The sequence below is a fragment of the Methylocystis sp. JAN1 genome (assembly GCF_052186135.1).
In the GTDB taxonomy this organism is placed as follows: domain Bacteria; phylum Pseudomonadota; class Alphaproteobacteria; order Rhizobiales; family Beijerinckiaceae; genus Methylocystis.
Genome location: NZ_CP181499.1, coordinates 802,259 through 816,723, shown reverse-complemented (window position 1 = coordinate 816,723; position 14,465 = coordinate 802,259). Strand labels below are relative to the sequence as shown.

The following is a 14,465-nucleotide window of genomic DNA, read 5'->3' as shown; positions in this document are numbered from 1 at the left end:
TCCTTGTTCATAAGCCATTAAGCTAGCGAGGCTTTTCATGGCGCACTTCATCGGCGCGATCGATCAGGGCACGACCAGCACGCGCTTCGTCGTCGTGGACGAAGCGGGCGAGATCCGCGCCTTCGACCAGCGCGAGCATAATCAGATTTATCCCCGCCCCGGCTGGGTGGAGCACGACGCGGCGGAAATCCTCGCCAATACGAAGGCCGCGATCGCGGGCGCGCTCGAGAAAGCGCGGCTTTCTCCCGGCGACCTCGCGGCCGTCGGCGTGACGAATCAGCGAGAGACGAGCGTGCTTTGGGACCGCGCCGCCGGCGCGCCCCTTCACAATGCGCTCGTCTGGATGGACACGCGCACCGAGCCGCTCGTCGACCGACTGGCGGCGCAGGGCGCGGGAGACTTCGTCCGCGCAAGAACGGGCCTACCGCTCGCGACCTATTTCTCGGCGCTGAAGCTCGCCTGGCTCCTCGACAATATCCCCGGCGCGCGGGAAAAGGCCGAACGCGGCGAAGCGCTGTTCGGCACGATCGACAGTTGGCTGATCTGGAGCCTGACCGGCGGCCCGAATGGCGGACGTCATGTCACGGATGCGACAAATGCGTCGCGAACCCAGCTCATGAATCTCGCGACGCTCTCATGGGACGACGAACTCATCGCGCTTTTCGACATCCCCCGCGCCTGCCTCCCGGAGATCGTCTCGTCGAGCGAGGTTTATGGCGCCGGCGTCGCGCCGCTCGCGGGGGTTCCGCTCGCCGGCGCGCTCGGCGACCAGCATGCGGCCTTGCTCGGACAGGCCTGTCTGAAGCCGGGCGACGCCAAGAACACCTACGGCACCGGCTGCTTTCTGCTGATGAACACAGGCGAGACGCCGCATGTCTCGAAGACGGGGCTTCTCACCACGCTCGGCTACAAGCTCGGCGCGGCGAAGCCCGTCTATGCCCTCGAAGGCTCCATCGCCATCGCCGGCGCGCTGGTGCAATGGCTTCGCGACAATCTCGGGCTGATCGAGTCGAGCCGCGAGATCGAGGCGCTGGCGAAGTCCGTCGCCGACAATGGCGACGTCTATTTCGTGCCCGCCTTCTCCGGCCTCTACGCCCCGCGCTGGCGCGCCGACGCGCGCGGGATCATCGCCGGTCTGACGCGCTTCGCGAATAAAGGCCATATCGCCCGGGCGGCTCTGGAGGCCGCGGCCTATCAGACCCGAGAAGTGCTCGCCGCGATGGTCGCGGATTCGGGCGCGACGATCGGCGAACTCAAGGTCGACGGCGGCATGGCCGCGAACGATCTGCTCATGCAATTCCAGGCGGACATTCTCGACGCGCCGGTGGTGCGGCCAAGGCATTTGGAAACGACCTCGCTCGGCGCCGCCTACGCCGCCGGGCTCGCCGTGGGCTTTTTCAAAAGCCTGGAAGACGTCGCCGCCCATTGGCGCGCGTCGAAGCGCTTCGAACCCGCGATGCCGGCGGATGAGCGCGCGCGACTCATCGCCGGCTGGGAAAAAGCGGTCGAACGGTCCTTGGGGTGGAGGTAAGCAATGCCGCCGCGCGCCCGACTTGGCCTGAGCTTCCTACTCGCTTGCGCGCTCCCAGCATGGGCGACGGATAGGATCGCGCCGCCGCCGGCCGCCAATTTGACCCCGCCCCATCCGACGAATTCGGCCACCGGCGAAGCGCTCGTTCCGGTGGGTCGCAACTATGTCGGCGCGCGCGGCGGAATCCTTTATGTCCCCGGCGGGCCGAAAGGCGTTATCGATCCGCTGACCGGCAGATTCATGCCCCTGCGACCGTAACCGCCCGGGCGGCCGTCAGTCGAAATCCACCGTCAGCCCGTGCTTCGCGAGTTCCCTCTCCACGGCGTCGAGAATGCGCTGGAGATCCTCTATGTCGATTTCCTTATCCTGATCCGGCGCGTCCCACGCCTCGATCTCGTCGAGGCGCACGACGAAATCCGTCTCCTCGCCTGATTCCGCGTCGGGGGCCTCGGCGTGGATCGTGAGCGTGCGCCCGTCCTGACGCACGCGGATCGCGCCTTCCGTCATCTCGACCTTGATCTTCGCCCGCGCCATGGTCGCCCTCTTCGCCGATCGTCAGATAAGCCCAGCCAGCACGGCTGCCTTGCGCATGAGGGTGGGCAGTCCTTCTCTATCCAGATTGCGCCGCGCCGCCCAGCGGCAATCGGGAAGAAGCGGCGCTTCCCCTTCGGCCTGCGCGACGAAGACGGTCGCCGCAAGCGCGAAATGGGTGAAGACATGCGCGACAGGCTGCGGCAACGCCCGCCAGTCGGCCGCGCAGGGCGCGTGCCTCAACTGCTCTTGCGGCCCCACGTCCCGCGCGAAGGGGGTCGAGGGAAAGGCGCTCATGCCGCCGAAAAGGCCCTTTTCGGGGCGGCGGCTCAGGAGAGCCTCCTCGCCGCGCCTCAAAATAAAGATTGCGCCGCGCCGCTTTGGCTTTTCGACCTTCTTCCCCTTGGCCGGATAGGCCTCCTGCTTTCCGGCGGCGAAGGCTGCGCAACCCGCCGACCACGGACAGACGCCGCAATCGGGCGCGCGCGGCGTGCAGACGGTCGCGCCGAGATCCATCAGCGCCTGCGCGAAATCGCCGGCGCGGGCGGGCGGCAGCAGCGCCTCGACCTTCTCGCGAATGAGAGGCTTGGCCTGCCGCGCGGGCGTCTCAATGGCGTACAGCCGCGTGATGACGCGCTCCACATTGCCGTCGACGGCGGCGCAGGGCTGGTCGAAAGCGATCGCCGCGACGGCCGCGGCCGTATAGGGGCCGATCCCCGGCAGGGCGAGAAGCCCGGCTTCGCTTTCCGGAAATCGGCCGCCATAGTCTCGCGCGACCCTCGCCGCGACGACGTGGAGATTGCGGGCTCGAGCGTAATAGCCGAGCCCCGCCCAGGCCGCGAGAACCTCCTCGATCGGCGCGGCGGCGAGCGCCTCGACCGTGGGCCAGCGGGAGAGAAACTTCTCAAAATAACCCTTTACCGTGGCGACGGCGGTCTGCTGCAGCATAATCTCGGAGAGCCACACCGCGTACGGGTCCGCCCGCTCGCCCGGCCGCGCGCGCCAGGGCAGGTCGCGGCGATGCGCGTCGTACCAGGCGAGAAGGGCGGGACCGGGCTTTCGCCGTTTTGCGGGAGGCGTTATCATGGCCGATCATTAGGGCGCAGGGCGGCGCCCGGGCAAGGGAGAGCCGCATGAGCCTCGCGCCGCGCGTCAAAGGCGTCTTCGCCCGCCCGCTCGCCGAATATGTGCTGCGCGAGCTTGATCCGCTCGTGGCGAAGCAGGGCTTCGGCGAGGCGTCGCTCCTCATGCAGTGGCGCGAGATCGTCGGCGCGCGCGTTGCCGACATTTGCGCCCCCGAGCGGCTGCAATGGCCCGCCCGCGCCCGCAAACCCGCTCCCGGCAAGCCGCAGGAGCCGGCGTCGCTCGTCCTGCGCGTGGAGCCGGGATTCGGACTCGAGATCCAGCACATGGCCCCGGCCATTATCGACCGGGTCAACGCGCATCTGGGCTGGCGCTGCGTCGCCCGCGTCGCCCTGCGCCAGCAGACGCTCGCCCCCCAGACGGGGAAAAAGCGCCCCCGGCCCAGTCTCGCCGACCCCGCGGCGCGGGCGCGCGCCGAGGCCGCGACCGAGGGCGTGGACGAAGAAGCCCTGCGCGCCGCGCTGGTGCGGCTGGGAGAAAAAGCCCTGGCGGCGCGCCGCAAAGCCTGATCCGCGGGCCCGAACGCCCCGCCGCGCCGCGACTTTCGCGCCCGCGCGCAGGAACGCTTGCAATCCACTGCGCTTGCGAATAGTTTCGCGCCGCTTCGGGCCGCCATAGCTCAGTTGGTTAGAGCACCAGATTGTGGATCTGGGGGTCCCCCGTTCGAGCCGGGGTGGCGGTACCATTCTTTCCTACAATTTCTGATCGACAGAGACGCACGGGCGCGCATCCGCGTGCAACCGGGAGACGTAGGCGCGGGCGTTGGCGGACGGGCAGAGAGCGGGAGCGGGGCCGCGTGGTCTACATGGACCCGCCGGCCCACGCGGTCGTCGTCTCCATCGACGAGAAAAGCCAAATCCAGGCGCTCGACCGCACCCAGCCTGGTCTGCCGCTCAAACCCGGAAAATGCGGGACCCTGACCCACGACTACAAGAGAAACTGCACGACCACTCTGTTCGCCGCGCTGGACGTGCTGCATGGAATCGTCATCGGCCGCTGCATGAAACAGCATCGACATCAGGAGTTCATCCGCTTCCTTTCCGCCGTCGAGCGCGCCGTGCCCGCGGGCAAGGTCATTCACGCCATCCTCGATAAATACGCCACCCACAAGCACCCCGCAGTCATGAAGTGGCTCGCCGATCATCCGCGTTGGACCTTCCACTTCACGCCGACCTCGGCTTCGTGGCTGAACGCCGTCGAAGGCCTCTTCTCGACGATTACGCGCCGAAAAATTCGGCGAGGCGTCTTCAAATCCGTGCCCCAGCTCGAAAACGAGATCGCCCGACGCCAGCGCGCCGCCTGATCGATTTTCAACATATTCCACACAAATAGAACCTTTCGGCCCGTCGCATTCCGAGCGGACAATTTTCTCGCCGCTGGAGCACGTGGAAAGCATCAGCATCAATATCGACACAATAGCAGTGCTCCTCAAGGGAATCCCCGCCATCAAAGCCGCACCCGACATGCTGGTTGAGCGTCCTAGCGTCGTGACGCCCGCAGCCTCATCCCGCAAGCCCGCAACTATAGCCCACGCCTCCAATACCTAAGGATTGTATTGGCGACGATTGCAACAAAAGACATAATCGACGCGATTTGAATATCGCCGAGTGATCCTTGTCCATTTTTATCAGCAAAAAATCGCCACACCACTGTAAACAATCCAGCCGTCGCAACCACGGCTACGATAGTTGTAATCCGTACGCCAACTGTTACTACAAACTTCTCCATCATTCTCTACATTTAGGTTTACATTTTGTTTCGTGAAGTATTATCTAAGCCCCAACATCCTTCCTATGGACGGCAAGGTTAGACTGTAGTTCCTATAGCCACCTCCGCCGACATAAACTCCTATACCTTCTCCAATTCTAGGCGCGACAGGAAATCCAACATTTGAAACACCGTCATTATTTACCTGGACGCTACCGCCAACAGAAGGCCCCCACCCCAAGTCCCCGTCAGCATAAAGGCCCGAATCGTTACCGAAACCTACGGGCAACAAACCACACGACTTACTGTAATTACCGGCTATTCCAACGCCAGCGTACAGTCCAACACCAATCATCGCGTTACCTTGGATATTAATAAATGGCTGCCAATCCAAAAAGCTGCCCCCGTCTGGGATTGACATACCAACGCCGATTGAACCGCCCAAACCCCAACCACCTGCGACAGTGCCATTTACGCTAACGCCCCATTGTTGATCCAACCCAAGTGGATCAAAAAACACCAACGAATTCTGTCCAGCATACCCATATAGACTCCGTCCTCCGGCATACCCAATCGGATCCGGCTGCACATATCTTCCGAGCGTGGCGTCGTAGTGGCGATGCCAATTGTAGGCCAGCCCCGATTCGAGCTGGAACCCCACTGGCCCGGAAAGCGCATGTCCTGCTGCAGAGCGCCGCCTGTCGCATGGACGGCGCCGAAGGGCGCATAGACCGCCCACCAGTTGATCGCTCCCGTCTGCGCGGTCATCCGCACCGGACGGCCGAGATGGTCCGTGTGGACATATGAGACGACCGGCGTCGCCGTGTTGACGCCCGCGACGACCGCCGCCGGCAGATCGCCGAGCCAGATATATTCGCGCAGCGTCGCGCCTGTGGCGTCCGTCTCCGCGATGATGTTGACCTGCCCCTAAGCTTTCATCCAGCGGCGAGTTGAGTCCTGGCGGTTGATACGCCCGAGGGCGCGAATGTAGCAACAGGCGATCGGCGGAGCTGGTCAGGGTTGCGCAGCCGGTCGCCTGTTGCGGTGAGATTGGCCGCGAAGGCCGCTGGCGTCGCGTAGCCGAGAGCGGAATGCGGGCGACGATGATTGTAGTCGTGGGTCCATGCGCCGATCTTCGCCCGCGCGTGGTCGAGCCCGAAGAACAACGTCTCGTTCAGGAGTTCGTCCCGCATGCGCCCGTTGAAGCTCTCGCAGAATCCGTTCTGCATCGGCTTCCCCGGCGCGATGTAACGCCACTCGATCCTGTTCTCGCTCGTCCACGACAGAACCGCGTTCGAGGTAAACTCCGTCCCGTTGTCGGAGATGATCATGCCGGGTATGCCGCGTCGCTTGATGAGCGCCGAAAGCTCCCGCGCCACGCGCTGGCCGGAGATGGAGGTGTCCGGGATCGCCGCCAGGCATTCGCGCGTCACGTCGTCGACGATATTGAGGATGCGGAAGCGCCGGCCACAGGCGAACTGGTCATGCACGAAGTCGAGCGACCAGCGCGCATTCGGCCGCGCCTCGACCGGAATGGGCGCCCGAGCTCCGACCGCGCGGCGGCGGGCTCGGCGCTTTCTCACCGTCAGCCCCTCCTCGCGATAGAGGCGGTAGATGCGGTTCTTGCCGGCCCGCTCACCCTCCTGCCGCAGCAGAACGAACAGCCGCCGATAGCCGAAGCGCCGGCGCTCATTGGCGAGGTCCCGCAGTCTGGCGCGCAACGCCGTGTCGGCCGGCCGCTTCGAAACATAGCGGACCGTCTTACGGTCGACGGCGACGATGTTACAGGCCCGACGCTCCGACAGGCTCATGACGGCCCGAAGGTGCGCGACGGCTTCGCGCTTGGCGGCGGGCCCTACCATTTTTTTGACAGAAGCTCCCGAAGCGCCGCCGACTCAAGCATCTGATCCGCCAAGAGCTTCTTCAAGCGCGCGTTCTCTTCCTCGAGCCCCTTCAGCCGCTTCGCCTCGGAGACGTCCATGCCCCCGAACTTGGCCTTCCAATTGTAGAGGGTCGTTTCCGAAACCGCGTATTTTCGCGCCAGATCAGCCGCTTTCGCGCCGGCCTCCTGTTCCCGCAAAATCCCGATAATCTGCTCTTCCGTGAACCGTTTCTTCTTCATCTCGTCCGTCCTGCAATAGCCCGGACTCTAATCGCTTCTGGGGGAATTTCTCAGGGGCAGGTCACGCCCTTCTCCTGCAGCCGCACCCAGAGGCGGCGGTTCTGCACGTAAACGTTCTCGACCTTCATGGCGAGCGCCGCGCCGACGCGCGCGAAGGAATAGACCATCAAGCCGATGAGCGCGCGGTCGCGCAAGCCGACCGGCGGCGAAACGTCGATGCTGTCGAAAAGCGCGCGCGCCTCAGATGGGTCGAGCACGGGCGTCTTGCCAACTTTGACGACATGCTTCGGCCCGCGCACGCTGGCCGCAGGATTGGCCGGGACGATCTGGCCTGTGACCAGCCAATCGAACAGCATGCGGATGGCCGCCAGGCGCTGCTTGGCGGTCGGCGCGCTGTGGCTGCGCGTAAGCACTTCAACGTAAGCGCCAATATGAAGCGGCTCGATGTCGATTATCGACGTGAGACCGCGCCGCTCGCACCAGGCGAGGAAGTCGCCGATCGCGCGACCGTAGGCGCGTCGCGTATGCGCGTTGCGTATGTTGTTGACGAAGAATTCCCAAAAACGTGTCTGCGCGCGCTCACCGGCGAAGCGGACAAGCGCGGGCACCTCGGCGCTGATGGGAGCGAGATGGTTCATCAAATCTTCTTCGGCGGCAGAACACCCGCGTCTATGGCGGCTTGTTCGAGCTGTTGGCCAATTTGGAGAACCCGTTCGATCGCTTTCACATGCTCCTTCGCGAGTTCTTGCTCGCGCTCGGGATTGTTGACGCCCGACTTTATGAACTGCTCCGCTCGGGACGCTTGCTCATCCGCAATCCTTTGGAGTTGTCGAGCCGCCTCGCCACTTTCCTTCCACAGAAGCTCAAGCCGTTTGTCAGGGTGCATCACCAATCTCCCACAATATAAGATAAAGGACATTATCATATATTTGGCTCAAGCCGAGCGAACGCTGCCACCCCAGGCGTCATAGAATCGAGCGGGTCGAACGGCCGCTCATTCAAATTTCCACTTTTTAGCTGCTAGCGTAGTCTCAATCATATCTAGAGTGACCGCAGGGTATCTCTCCTTAAGACGCTTACCAAACTCGGTCCAACCGAAAAAAGACACGACCAATCTCGCGCCTGAAAGTTCAGGCGGAAAATATTTATCGATTTCCAACTCTGTCAAATCAACGCCGAAATCCCGGTGCATGCGCGTGAATTCATCCCACGCACTATCTCCAACAAGCCCGATATCTTGAAGTAGCCTTGTCCCGCCATTCCATTTGTTAATTTCGGATTCACCATAGCCACACCTGCGCAGATACACCCTCGTAAGCGGACCGACTGGACTTACCATTTCCGTACTCACTGACAGTTTGCCGCGCCATAAATTTCGTAGGCTGCCAGTGCCAGAGTTGCCGGAGGCAACAACTCTGAAAGGATGCTCCCGGCACCCCGCAGCGCGTTCCTCGTTCCAATACTGATAAGATCAGCCTGATAAGCATCGCCGACGGCTTGACTGAAAGACGAAGTAGATAATCCAGATGGTCCGCCGCCGCCGATTCCCACCCGAGGTTTCGATGCAAACGGACCAAATGCTCCATTTGCGCCACCGGCAGCGCCATTCCCGGATGCTCCTGCGGGTGTAGTTGAACCCTTGCAACTGCAATGGGCATCCTTCCATTCCCGCAATGCATAGTCAAACGCCAATCCTGCGCCTACCCCCGCAATAATTGGGATGAAGGAAAATTCTCCGGCTGGGTCAATGTAGCTCGCGGGATTCCCGCCGACGTAACCATAAAGGCTCCTCCCGCCCTCCAACCCGATCGGATCGGGTTGGACGTATCTCCCCAGCGTCGCGTCATAATGGCGGTTCCAGTTATAGGCGAGACCGCTTTCAAGCTGGAACCATTGCCCCGGGAAACGCATATCCTGCTGCAGGGCGCCGCCCGTCGCATAGACCGTTCCGAAGGGCGAATAAACGGCCCACCAGGAAATTCCTCCCGCCGGCGAGGTCATCCGTACCGGGCGGCCGAGATGGTCCGTATGGACATAGTAGGCGACGGGGGTTGCGGTGTTGACGCCCGCGACGACCGCCACTGGCAGATCGCCGAGCCAGATATATTCGCGCAGCGTCGCGCCTGTGGCGTCCGTCTCGGCGATAATGTGATTGGCAAGATCGTGAATGTAAAACGTCGTCGCCCCATTGAGGGTCCGCGAGGCGAGGCGGTTCAGCGCGTCATAGCCATAGGTCGCGATACTCGTCGGCGCATTGGTCTGATACGCCTTCGACAGGCGATGCTCCCCGTCATATTCGAAGCTCATGCCGTTCAGCGCAAAGCGGCCTGCATTGAAATGTCAGGAAAAAGCGCACGATCATAGCTCTAATTTTACACTTGGTGAAAACGTCACCAACGCGAAGAGTCTGCCATTTTCTTCATTCCCGCTGCGATTGACTTAGTTAGATTGGCGCATCTCCACGCTTGGTCAGAAGGAAGACCATGTTCGACGTTAGAATGGTACTGCAAATACCCATCATATGCCACGCCTGCATGGCGCCATCCCAAAAAGCACCAATACTGTAATTACACTGGCTATCTATCCAATTATAGGACAGACGTAAACGTATCTATTCAATAAGGTCGATAATTACTTCGCCAATTGCTTTATTTCCCCAAGGCGTTTTTTCGTCCAGCTCATGACCTCCATTTGACGGTGTCAGCAAATGCATGTGGCCCCGACGTTTTTCAAGTTGCCTTAAAATGGTGATAAATTGCTCAAGCCCGATAGAATCTAAAGCAATCTTTATTGTGTCTTCCTCGCACTCAAAGCTTAGCATTGCTACGCCCTTTCAACACTTAAGGGATGATGGGAATTGGCATTCTTATAATAGGAATTCTAATCATAGGAGGCATCATGGGAATTGGATCGACCGGCACGACAGGGGCGACGATCTTAGGGGTCCATGGAGGAGAGGAACCGCTTGGATCGCTTGTCGACTGGTTTGATTTCAGACTGCGCTGATTATCACGTGGTTTGCCACAGTTGGGGGGCACCATTCCCTGGTCATTATTGTCATTGTCTCGCTTGTCCCAATGACGCCAATGCCCCTCATCTTCGGGATGAATTGTATATGTGTTGCCCTCAGAATCGCGTAACCAATGCCTCCCGTTCCCCCACTGTCCCTGTGTCCATGTAGCAGGGTCATAGCCTGGCGGAGGAGGAGGAAAGTCCCCGATGACAAGACCGGAGAAATCCGTAAACGCAAGCGGACTTGCGCCTACATACTGATAAAGATTCCGCCCGCCCGCATATCCAGCCGGATCAGGCTGCAGATACCTCCCGAGCGTGGCGTCGTAGTGGCGGTTCCAGTTATAGGCGAGACCGCTTTCGATCTGGAACCATTGCCCCGGGAAGCGCATGTCCTGCGAGAGCGCGCCGCCTGTCGCATAAACGCTTCCGAAAGGCGCATAGACCGCCCACCAGTTGATCGCTCCCGTCTGCGATGTCATCCGCACTGGGCGACCCAGATGGTCCGTATGGACATAGTAGGCGACTGGATTCGCGGTGTTGACGCCCGCGACGACCGCCACCGGCAGATCGCCGAGCCAGATATATTCGCGCAGCGTCGCGCCCGTCGCATCGGTCTCGGCGATGATGTGGTTGGAGATATCGTGGATATAGAACGTCGTCACGCCGTTGACGCTGCGCGAAACGAGACGGTTCAGCGTGTCATAGCCGTAGGTCGCAACACTGGTGGGCGCATTGGTCTGATATGCCTTCGACAGCCGATGCTCGCCGTCATATTCGAAGCTCATGCCGAGCGCGCCAACTCGCGTGTCGCCAATGATGTCGCCCGAGGCGTCATAAGCGAAGCTGCGCGCCGCGCCGCCCGCCGGCGTCACCGAGTCGAGCCGGTTGGAGTCGGCAGGATAGCTGTAGGTGGAAATAACGCCGTCCGCCCCTGTCTCGGTCGCGCGGTTGCCGTTGGCGTCATAGGTCCAGGCAAGCAGGCCATACATGCCTTTCGCGCGGTTCAGGCGCCGCGTCGGCGTGTAGGAGAGCCGCTCGGAGCGCCCCGGATTGATGGCGTCGTCGATCGTATCCACTACGTCGCCGGTCCAGGCGAGCGTTCGATTGACGACGCTTGGCGCGGCGGCGGGGCCCGTCTGCACTTGAGTGATGCGATAATCTGTATCGATCCGTTCTCGTCGGACATGGAGACGAGACGCCCGACCGCGTTCGGCTGCGCGCCGTCCCATCGCTATTTCACTTTCCCTGATCCGATATCAACGCGCATCCTTCCCAAAAAACGGCGTCGCGTCGAAGAGATTGCGCGGGCGCAATTCGAAGCCGACCCAAAGCACGGGAACCGCGTCGCGGTCTTCATCGCGCATGTGGTCCTCGTGGCGCAGCGAACCAGTATACCAGACGGCGATGTCCTCGCCGGCGACGGGCTCGCCTTTGGCGTAATCCGGGAGATTAACCGCAAGCAGTTCGTCTGGCTTGGCGCGCGTGATCCAAAAATCGTTGCGGGAAAAGAGCTCGGTGTGCCGCGCGACGCCCGAGCGCAGCGGGATGAGTTCGTATTCCGTGCGCCGACCCCGCGCGTTCTTCAGCACGCTGTCGGAGACGACGATCGTGTTGAACTCGGCCGGGTTCCATTGGAGACCGCCTTCGGTCTCGATCAGGTCGCAGCGATCCGTGGCGGTCGAATAAGCCGCATTCATATTCTCGATATGGCGGGTGACGCAGGCTGAGTCGCCATCAGCCCCGCCGAAGTCGAAGTCGAGGCGCCAGGTGAAATTATGCATATGGCCGTTTTCGTCCTCGGGGCCGTCGCGCTTGACGCCCGTCGCGCCGGCGCGGGTGACGATGGAGCCGTCGTCGCGGAAAATCCACTCGGAGATGTAGTCGTAATTGTCTGCGTCGAGCACCGCGAAGAAGCTGACTTCCTGCCCCCGCCGGACCTCGGCGTCCTTCTTCACGGCGATCCCATAGTCCCGGACTTCCCGGCAGATGCGCTTGTCGTCGAGAAGGACATGCGGGGCCGGGCAATCGCTGCGCAGCGGGCTGTCGGCGCTCAGCGTCAAAACGGGAAAGCTCGAGAAGACGAGATCCATCAGGCGCGGCGTTCCCTTGTTGTAGGGAACAAGGATTTCGCTGAAACGCCCGTCGCTCAGCACGAGAACGAAAGGCGCGTCGGGAGACTTGCGGAAGCTGACGTGGGAAACGACGAGCCCGAAGCGGGTCACGGCCTTGACGCAGATCCGCCAGCCCGATCCCGAAGCGAAAGCGATGTCCTGCGGAAGGCAGTCGGAGATCGCCGCGTCCCATGCCGACTTTGTGGACTCCAAGGCCAGCTTCTCGCGCATGATTGGCGCAATTTCCACGGCTAACGGCGAATCTTCTGAAGACGCCGCGCTGGGATCAAGGTGAAATGATAGAAGCGCTGCGAGGCCGCCGCATATCCGGGAGAGGCTTCTCCAAGATCGGGATAAACAAAAACCGGCGGAAGGATAATTTCCGATTTTCTTGTATCTGATCTCTCTCATTCCGAAGGGCGCCGGTGTCGACGGGGAAGGAAACAAAGGAGTGTAAAGCTTGCGCCCTCCCTTAACTCAACCACCTTGCTTCTTCAACCAACGCACAAGCGGAGCGCTACCGAAAGGGCGCCACCGTGCCTGCCAGACGGCCGAGATGGACGGTGATCACGCCACGGGAAACCCGTGCGCACGATCCACAGCACGCCCTCCATAAACATCCGGTTGTTGCGGCCAGTCGAGCCCTTCTGGTCAGGCTGGCCTATGATCAGCGGAGCCATCCGCTCCTATGCTGTGTCCGTCAAAACCAATCGATCCATCACACCCAAGGCCGCCTCCCCAAAAGAAGCCGCTGTGAACCACGCCATTTATTCGAAACGATCCCTTCCCGTCGAGCACTCTATTATACAATAGTCATCTCGCTGTAATTTAGAACTTATTGCTCATCGAGCAAATTGATAAGGTCTGAAAAATCAGACGCAACTGACTCATCGCCAAAAAATACACTATATTCTATGTGGTTATCTTCGAATACATCAATTTCAATCCTTTTGCCAACAAGTACAACACCGATCATTACAGTATCATTCCTGTTTCTTGATATAGAGTAGTGAAGCCCTCTATTGTCAAGAGCATCAAGCAGTTTATATATCATCGACTGGCTCATTTTCTAAACCGGTTGTCGTTCAATAACTTATAAGCCTTCCGCGCGGTTGCATCTCCTGATTTAGCGGCCGCGATAACGTCTCCGACAGAACACTCAAGGAATTGACTGGGAATTTCTGAAAGCACCTTACCTTGACAAAACTGGCCGCAGAATTGCTGCACCTTCATTTCTTCAAAGCCTTTTAACCCACCCAGCCCGGCTGGATCAACTATGACCATCGGATTAAGGCGAGCATAACTGAAAAGAGCAGGACCATCTACGAAGTTTGCTCGTCTAATCAAATCTGGCGGTAATGGCGCAAAATTTGCGCCTAACGCATCACCTGCCATGGGCGGCGATCTCCGCAGTTGTGGCGCCGGAGTTACTAGGCCGCCAACCGCCTCCCCCTCCCTCTCGTCCACCCGCAGCGGATCCGGCTGGACATACCTCCCAATCGTCGCATCGTAATGCCGATGCCAATTATACGCGAGCCCGCTTTCCATCTGGAACCATTGCCCCGGAAAGCGCATGTCGAGCTTCGCCGTCGCGTCCCACAGATAGCTCACCGAACCGAAAGGCGAATAGATCACGTCCCAGACCCAGGACCAGTTGATGTTCACCATGCGCGCCGGGCGCTTAAGATGGTCCGTGTGCACGAAATAAAGCGCCGGCGACGCCGTGTCGGCCCCGTCGACCACCGCGATCGGCAGATCGTCCAGCCAGACATATTCCCGCTTCGTCACCCCCGCCGCGTCCATCTCGGCGATGATGTGGTCGTTGATGTCGTGGACATAGAGCATCGTCGTCGTGGTCGATCCGTTCGTCGCCCTGCGCGAGACCAGCCGGTTCATGGCGTCGTAGCCATAGGTCGCGCCCTGCGACGGGGCGTTGGTCTGCCAGGCCCTGGAGAGCCGGCCTTCCGCGTCATATTCGAAGCTCATGCCCAGCGCGCCGCTGCGGCTGTCCGTCACAATGTCGCCCGAGGCGTCATAGGCGAAGGACCGCGCCGTCCCGCCCGAAGGCGTGACCGCGCTCAGCCGGTTCGACGTCGCCGGATAGGCGTAGGCCGACGTCACGCCGTTCGCCGTCTCGCTCAGACGGTTGCCGTTGGCGTCATAGGTCCAGCCGAGCGTTCCGTAATAGCCCTGCGCCGATTTCAGCCGGCGCGTCGGCGTATAGGTGAAGAGATATTGGTCTGGCGTTCAGGGAAAGCGGTAATCGGGGGTGCCGCCGAGCATGTTGCTCTCCGTAATCCCCATC

The 14,465-nt window shown here is 61.0% G+C and carries 18 protein-coding genes, 1 tRNA gene and 2 pseudogenes; 6 read left to right on the top strand and 15 right to left on the bottom strand.

All coding sequences use genetic code 11. From position 1 onward, the window contains the following. Positions 1-37: 37 nt before the first annotated feature. Together glpK and ACNHKD_RS03860 are read left to right on the top strand one after the other, a co-directional pair. On the top strand, positions 38-1,531 hold the full coding sequence (glpK, locus tag ACNHKD_RS03865) for a glycerol kinase GlpK (RefSeq protein ID WP_442755803.1): 1,494 nt from the start codon (positions 38-40) through the stop codon (positions 1,529-1,531). A gap of 3 nt (positions 1,532-1,534) precedes the next feature. Then, positions 1,535-1,789, top strand: coding sequence for a hypothetical protein (locus tag ACNHKD_RS03860; RefSeq protein ID WP_442755802.1), 255 nt, complete (start codon positions 1,535-1,537; stop codon positions 1,787-1,789). Positions 1,790-1,804: 15 nt separating this feature from the next. On the opposite strand, the gene ACNHKD_RS03855 is transcribed toward ACNHKD_RS03860, so the two are convergent. Beyond that, entirely contained in the window at positions 1,805-2,065 is a 261-nt protein-coding gene (locus tag ACNHKD_RS03855; protein ID WP_442755801.1) for an Imm74 family immunity protein, read from the bottom strand. A 21-nt stretch (positions 2,066-2,086) separates the two neighbouring features. Beyond that, positions 2,087-3,148 carry an A/G-specific adenine glycosylase gene (gene mutY, locus ACNHKD_RS03850; RefSeq protein ID WP_442755800.1) on the bottom strand — a complete coding sequence of 354 codons (1,062 nt, stop codon included), beginning with the start codon at positions 3,146-3,148 and terminating at the stop codon, positions 2,087-2,089. 47 nt (positions 3,149-3,195) lie between these two features. Here mutY and ACNHKD_RS03845 point away from each other — a divergent pair, with 47 nt between their 5' ends. From ACNHKD_RS03845 to ACNHKD_RS03835, 3 genes and pseudogenes are all read left to right on the top strand, one after another. After that, a complete protein-coding gene (locus ACNHKD_RS03845) occupies positions 3,196-3,714 on the top strand; it encodes a DUF721 domain-containing protein (protein WP_442755799.1) in 519 nt (172 codons plus the stop codon). Positions 3,715-3,813: 99 nt separating this feature from the next. Then, positions 3,814-3,890 (top strand) — tRNA-His (locus ACNHKD_RS03840). A 114-nt stretch (positions 3,891-4,004) separates the two neighbouring features. Next, positions 4,005-4,490: pseudogene (locus tag ACNHKD_RS03835) on the top strand (IS630 family transposase); the annotation flags it as partial. A gap of 483 nt (positions 4,491-4,973) precedes the next feature. Here the strand turns inward: ACNHKD_RS03835 and ACNHKD_RS03830 are convergent. Both ACNHKD_RS03830 and ACNHKD_RS03825 read right to left on the bottom strand, forming a co-directional pair. Next, complete coding sequence (locus tag ACNHKD_RS03830; protein ID WP_442755798.1) at positions 4,974-5,501, bottom strand: hypothetical protein; 528 nt, start codon at positions 5,499-5,501, stop codon at positions 4,974-4,976. Beyond that, positions 5,384-5,680 carry a hypothetical protein gene (locus tag ACNHKD_RS03825; RefSeq protein WP_442755797.1) on the bottom strand — a complete coding sequence of 99 codons (297 nt, stop codon included), beginning with the start codon at positions 5,678-5,680 and terminating at the stop codon, positions 5,384-5,386. Before ACNHKD_RS03825 ends, ACNHKD_RS03830 begins: the two co-directional genes overlap by 118 nt. A gap of 25 nt (positions 5,681-5,705) precedes the next feature. On the opposite strand from ACNHKD_RS03825, the gene ACNHKD_RS03820 reads away from it, so the two are divergent. Further along, positions 5,706-5,843, top strand: a complete 138-nt coding sequence (locus ACNHKD_RS03820; RefSeq protein WP_442755796.1) for a hypothetical protein — start codon at positions 5,706-5,708, stop codon at positions 5,841-5,843. 4 nt (positions 5,844-5,847) lie between these two features. Here ACNHKD_RS03820 and ACNHKD_RS03815 read toward each other — a convergent pair. The 11 genes and pseudogenes from ACNHKD_RS03815 to ACNHKD_RS03765 form a co-directional block, all read right to left on the bottom strand. Beyond that, a protein-coding gene (locus ACNHKD_RS03815) for an IS3 family transposase (protein ID WP_442753301.1) occupies positions 5,848-7,034 on the bottom strand; the annotation gives its coding sequence in 2 pieces (ribosomal slippage) (positions 5,848-6,782 and positions 6,782-7,034; 1,188 coding nt in all). Positions 7,035-7,084: 50 nt separating this feature from the next. Continuing rightward, positions 7,085-7,672: a tyrosine-type recombinase/integrase gene (locus ACNHKD_RS03810; protein WP_442755795.1), complete on the bottom strand. Its 588-nt coding sequence runs from the start codon at positions 7,670-7,672 to the stop codon at positions 7,085-7,087. Beyond that, on the bottom strand, positions 7,672-7,923 hold the full coding sequence (locus ACNHKD_RS03805) for a hypothetical protein (protein WP_442755794.1): 252 nt from the start codon (positions 7,921-7,923) through the stop codon (positions 7,672-7,674). Before ACNHKD_RS03805 ends, ACNHKD_RS03810 begins: the two co-directional genes overlap by 1 nt. Positions 7,924-8,028: 105 nt before the next feature. Next, positions 8,029-8,373, bottom strand: coding sequence for a DUF1493 family protein (locus ACNHKD_RS03800; protein WP_442755793.1), 345 nt, complete (start codon positions 8,371-8,373; stop codon positions 8,029-8,031). 8 nt (positions 8,374-8,381) lie between these two features. After that, positions 8,382-9,341, bottom strand: coding sequence for an RHS repeat-associated core domain-containing protein (locus tag ACNHKD_RS03795; RefSeq protein ID WP_442755792.1), 960 nt, complete (start codon positions 9,339-9,341; stop codon positions 8,382-8,384). A 304-nt stretch (positions 9,342-9,645) separates the two neighbouring features. Next, a complete protein-coding gene (locus tag ACNHKD_RS03790; protein WP_442755790.1) occupies positions 9,646-9,855 on the bottom strand; it encodes a hypothetical protein in 210 nt (69 codons plus the stop codon). 19 nt (positions 9,856-9,874) lie between these two features. Next, a complete protein-coding gene (locus ACNHKD_RS03785; protein ID WP_442755789.1) occupies positions 9,875-11,191 on the bottom strand; it encodes an RHS repeat-associated core domain-containing protein in 1,317 nt (438 codons plus the stop codon). Positions 11,192-11,305: 114 nt separating this feature from the next. Then, complete coding sequence (locus ACNHKD_RS03780) at positions 11,306-12,391, bottom strand: copper amine oxidase (protein WP_442755788.1); 1,086 nt, start codon at positions 12,389-12,391, stop codon at positions 11,306-11,308. Between the two features lie 267 nt (positions 12,392-12,658). Continuing rightward, positions 12,659-12,840: pseudogene (locus tag ACNHKD_RS03775) on the bottom strand (transposase); the annotation flags it as partial. A gap of 155 nt (positions 12,841-12,995) precedes the next feature. Next, positions 12,996-13,226, bottom strand: coding sequence for a hypothetical protein (locus tag ACNHKD_RS03770; RefSeq protein ID WP_442755787.1), 231 nt, complete (start codon positions 13,224-13,226; stop codon positions 12,996-12,998). Next, complete coding sequence (locus ACNHKD_RS03765) at positions 13,223-14,281, bottom strand: RHS repeat domain-containing protein (RefSeq protein ID WP_442755786.1); 1,059 nt, start codon at positions 14,279-14,281, stop codon at positions 13,223-13,225. Before ACNHKD_RS03765 ends, ACNHKD_RS03770 begins: the two co-directional genes overlap by 4 nt. Positions 14,282-14,465 lie beyond the last annotated feature (184 nt).

What these genes read in the sequence shown, in the direction of transcription:
- ACNHKD_RS03790 (WP_442755790.1), bottom strand. Translation starts at nt 9,855, where the DNA reads ATGCTAAGCTTTGAGTGCGAGGAAGACACAATAAAGATTGCTTTAGAT.
- ACNHKD_RS03770 (WP_442755787.1), bottom strand. Translation starts at nt 13,226, where the DNA reads ATGAGCCAGTCGATGATATATAAACTGCTTGATGCTCTTGACAATAGA.
- ACNHKD_RS03795 (WP_442755792.1), bottom strand. Translation starts at nt 9,341, where the DNA reads ATGAGCTTCGAATATGACGGGGAGCATCGCCTGTCGAAGGCGTATCAG.
- ACNHKD_RS03855 (WP_442755801.1), bottom strand. Translation starts at nt 2,065, where the DNA reads ATGGCGCGGGCGAAGATCAAGGTCGAGATGACGGAAGGCGCGATCCGC.
- ACNHKD_RS03860 (WP_442755802.1), top strand. Translation starts at nt 1,535, where the DNA reads ATGCCGCCGCGCGCCCGACTTGGCCTGAGCTTCCTACTCGCTTGCGCG.
- ACNHKD_RS03780 (WP_442755788.1), bottom strand. Translation starts at nt 12,391, where the DNA reads ATGCGCGAGAAGCTGGCCTTGGAGTCCACAAAGTCGGCATGGGACGCG.
- ACNHKD_RS03800 (WP_442755793.1), bottom strand. Translation starts at nt 8,373, where the DNA reads ATGGTAAGTCCAGTCGGTCCGCTTACGAGGGTGTATCTGCGCAGGTGT.
- ACNHKD_RS03825 (WP_442755797.1), bottom strand. Translation starts at nt 5,680, where the DNA reads ATGACCGCGCAGACGGGAGCGATCAACTGGTGGGCGGTCTATGCGCCC.
- glpK (WP_442755803.1), top strand. Translation starts at nt 38, where the DNA reads ATGGCGCACTTCATCGGCGCGATCGATCAGGGCACGACCAGCACGCGC.
- mutY (WP_442755800.1), bottom strand. Translation starts at nt 3,148, where the DNA reads ATGATAACGCCTCCCGCAAAACGGCGAAAGCCCGGTCCCGCCCTTCTC.
- ACNHKD_RS03845 (WP_442755799.1), top strand. Translation starts at nt 3,196, where the DNA reads ATGAGCCTCGCGCCGCGCGTCAAAGGCGTCTTCGCCCGCCCGCTCGCC.
- ACNHKD_RS03810 (WP_442755795.1), bottom strand. Translation starts at nt 7,672, where the DNA reads ATGAACCATCTCGCTCCCATCAGCGCCGAGGTGCCCGCGCTTGTCCGC.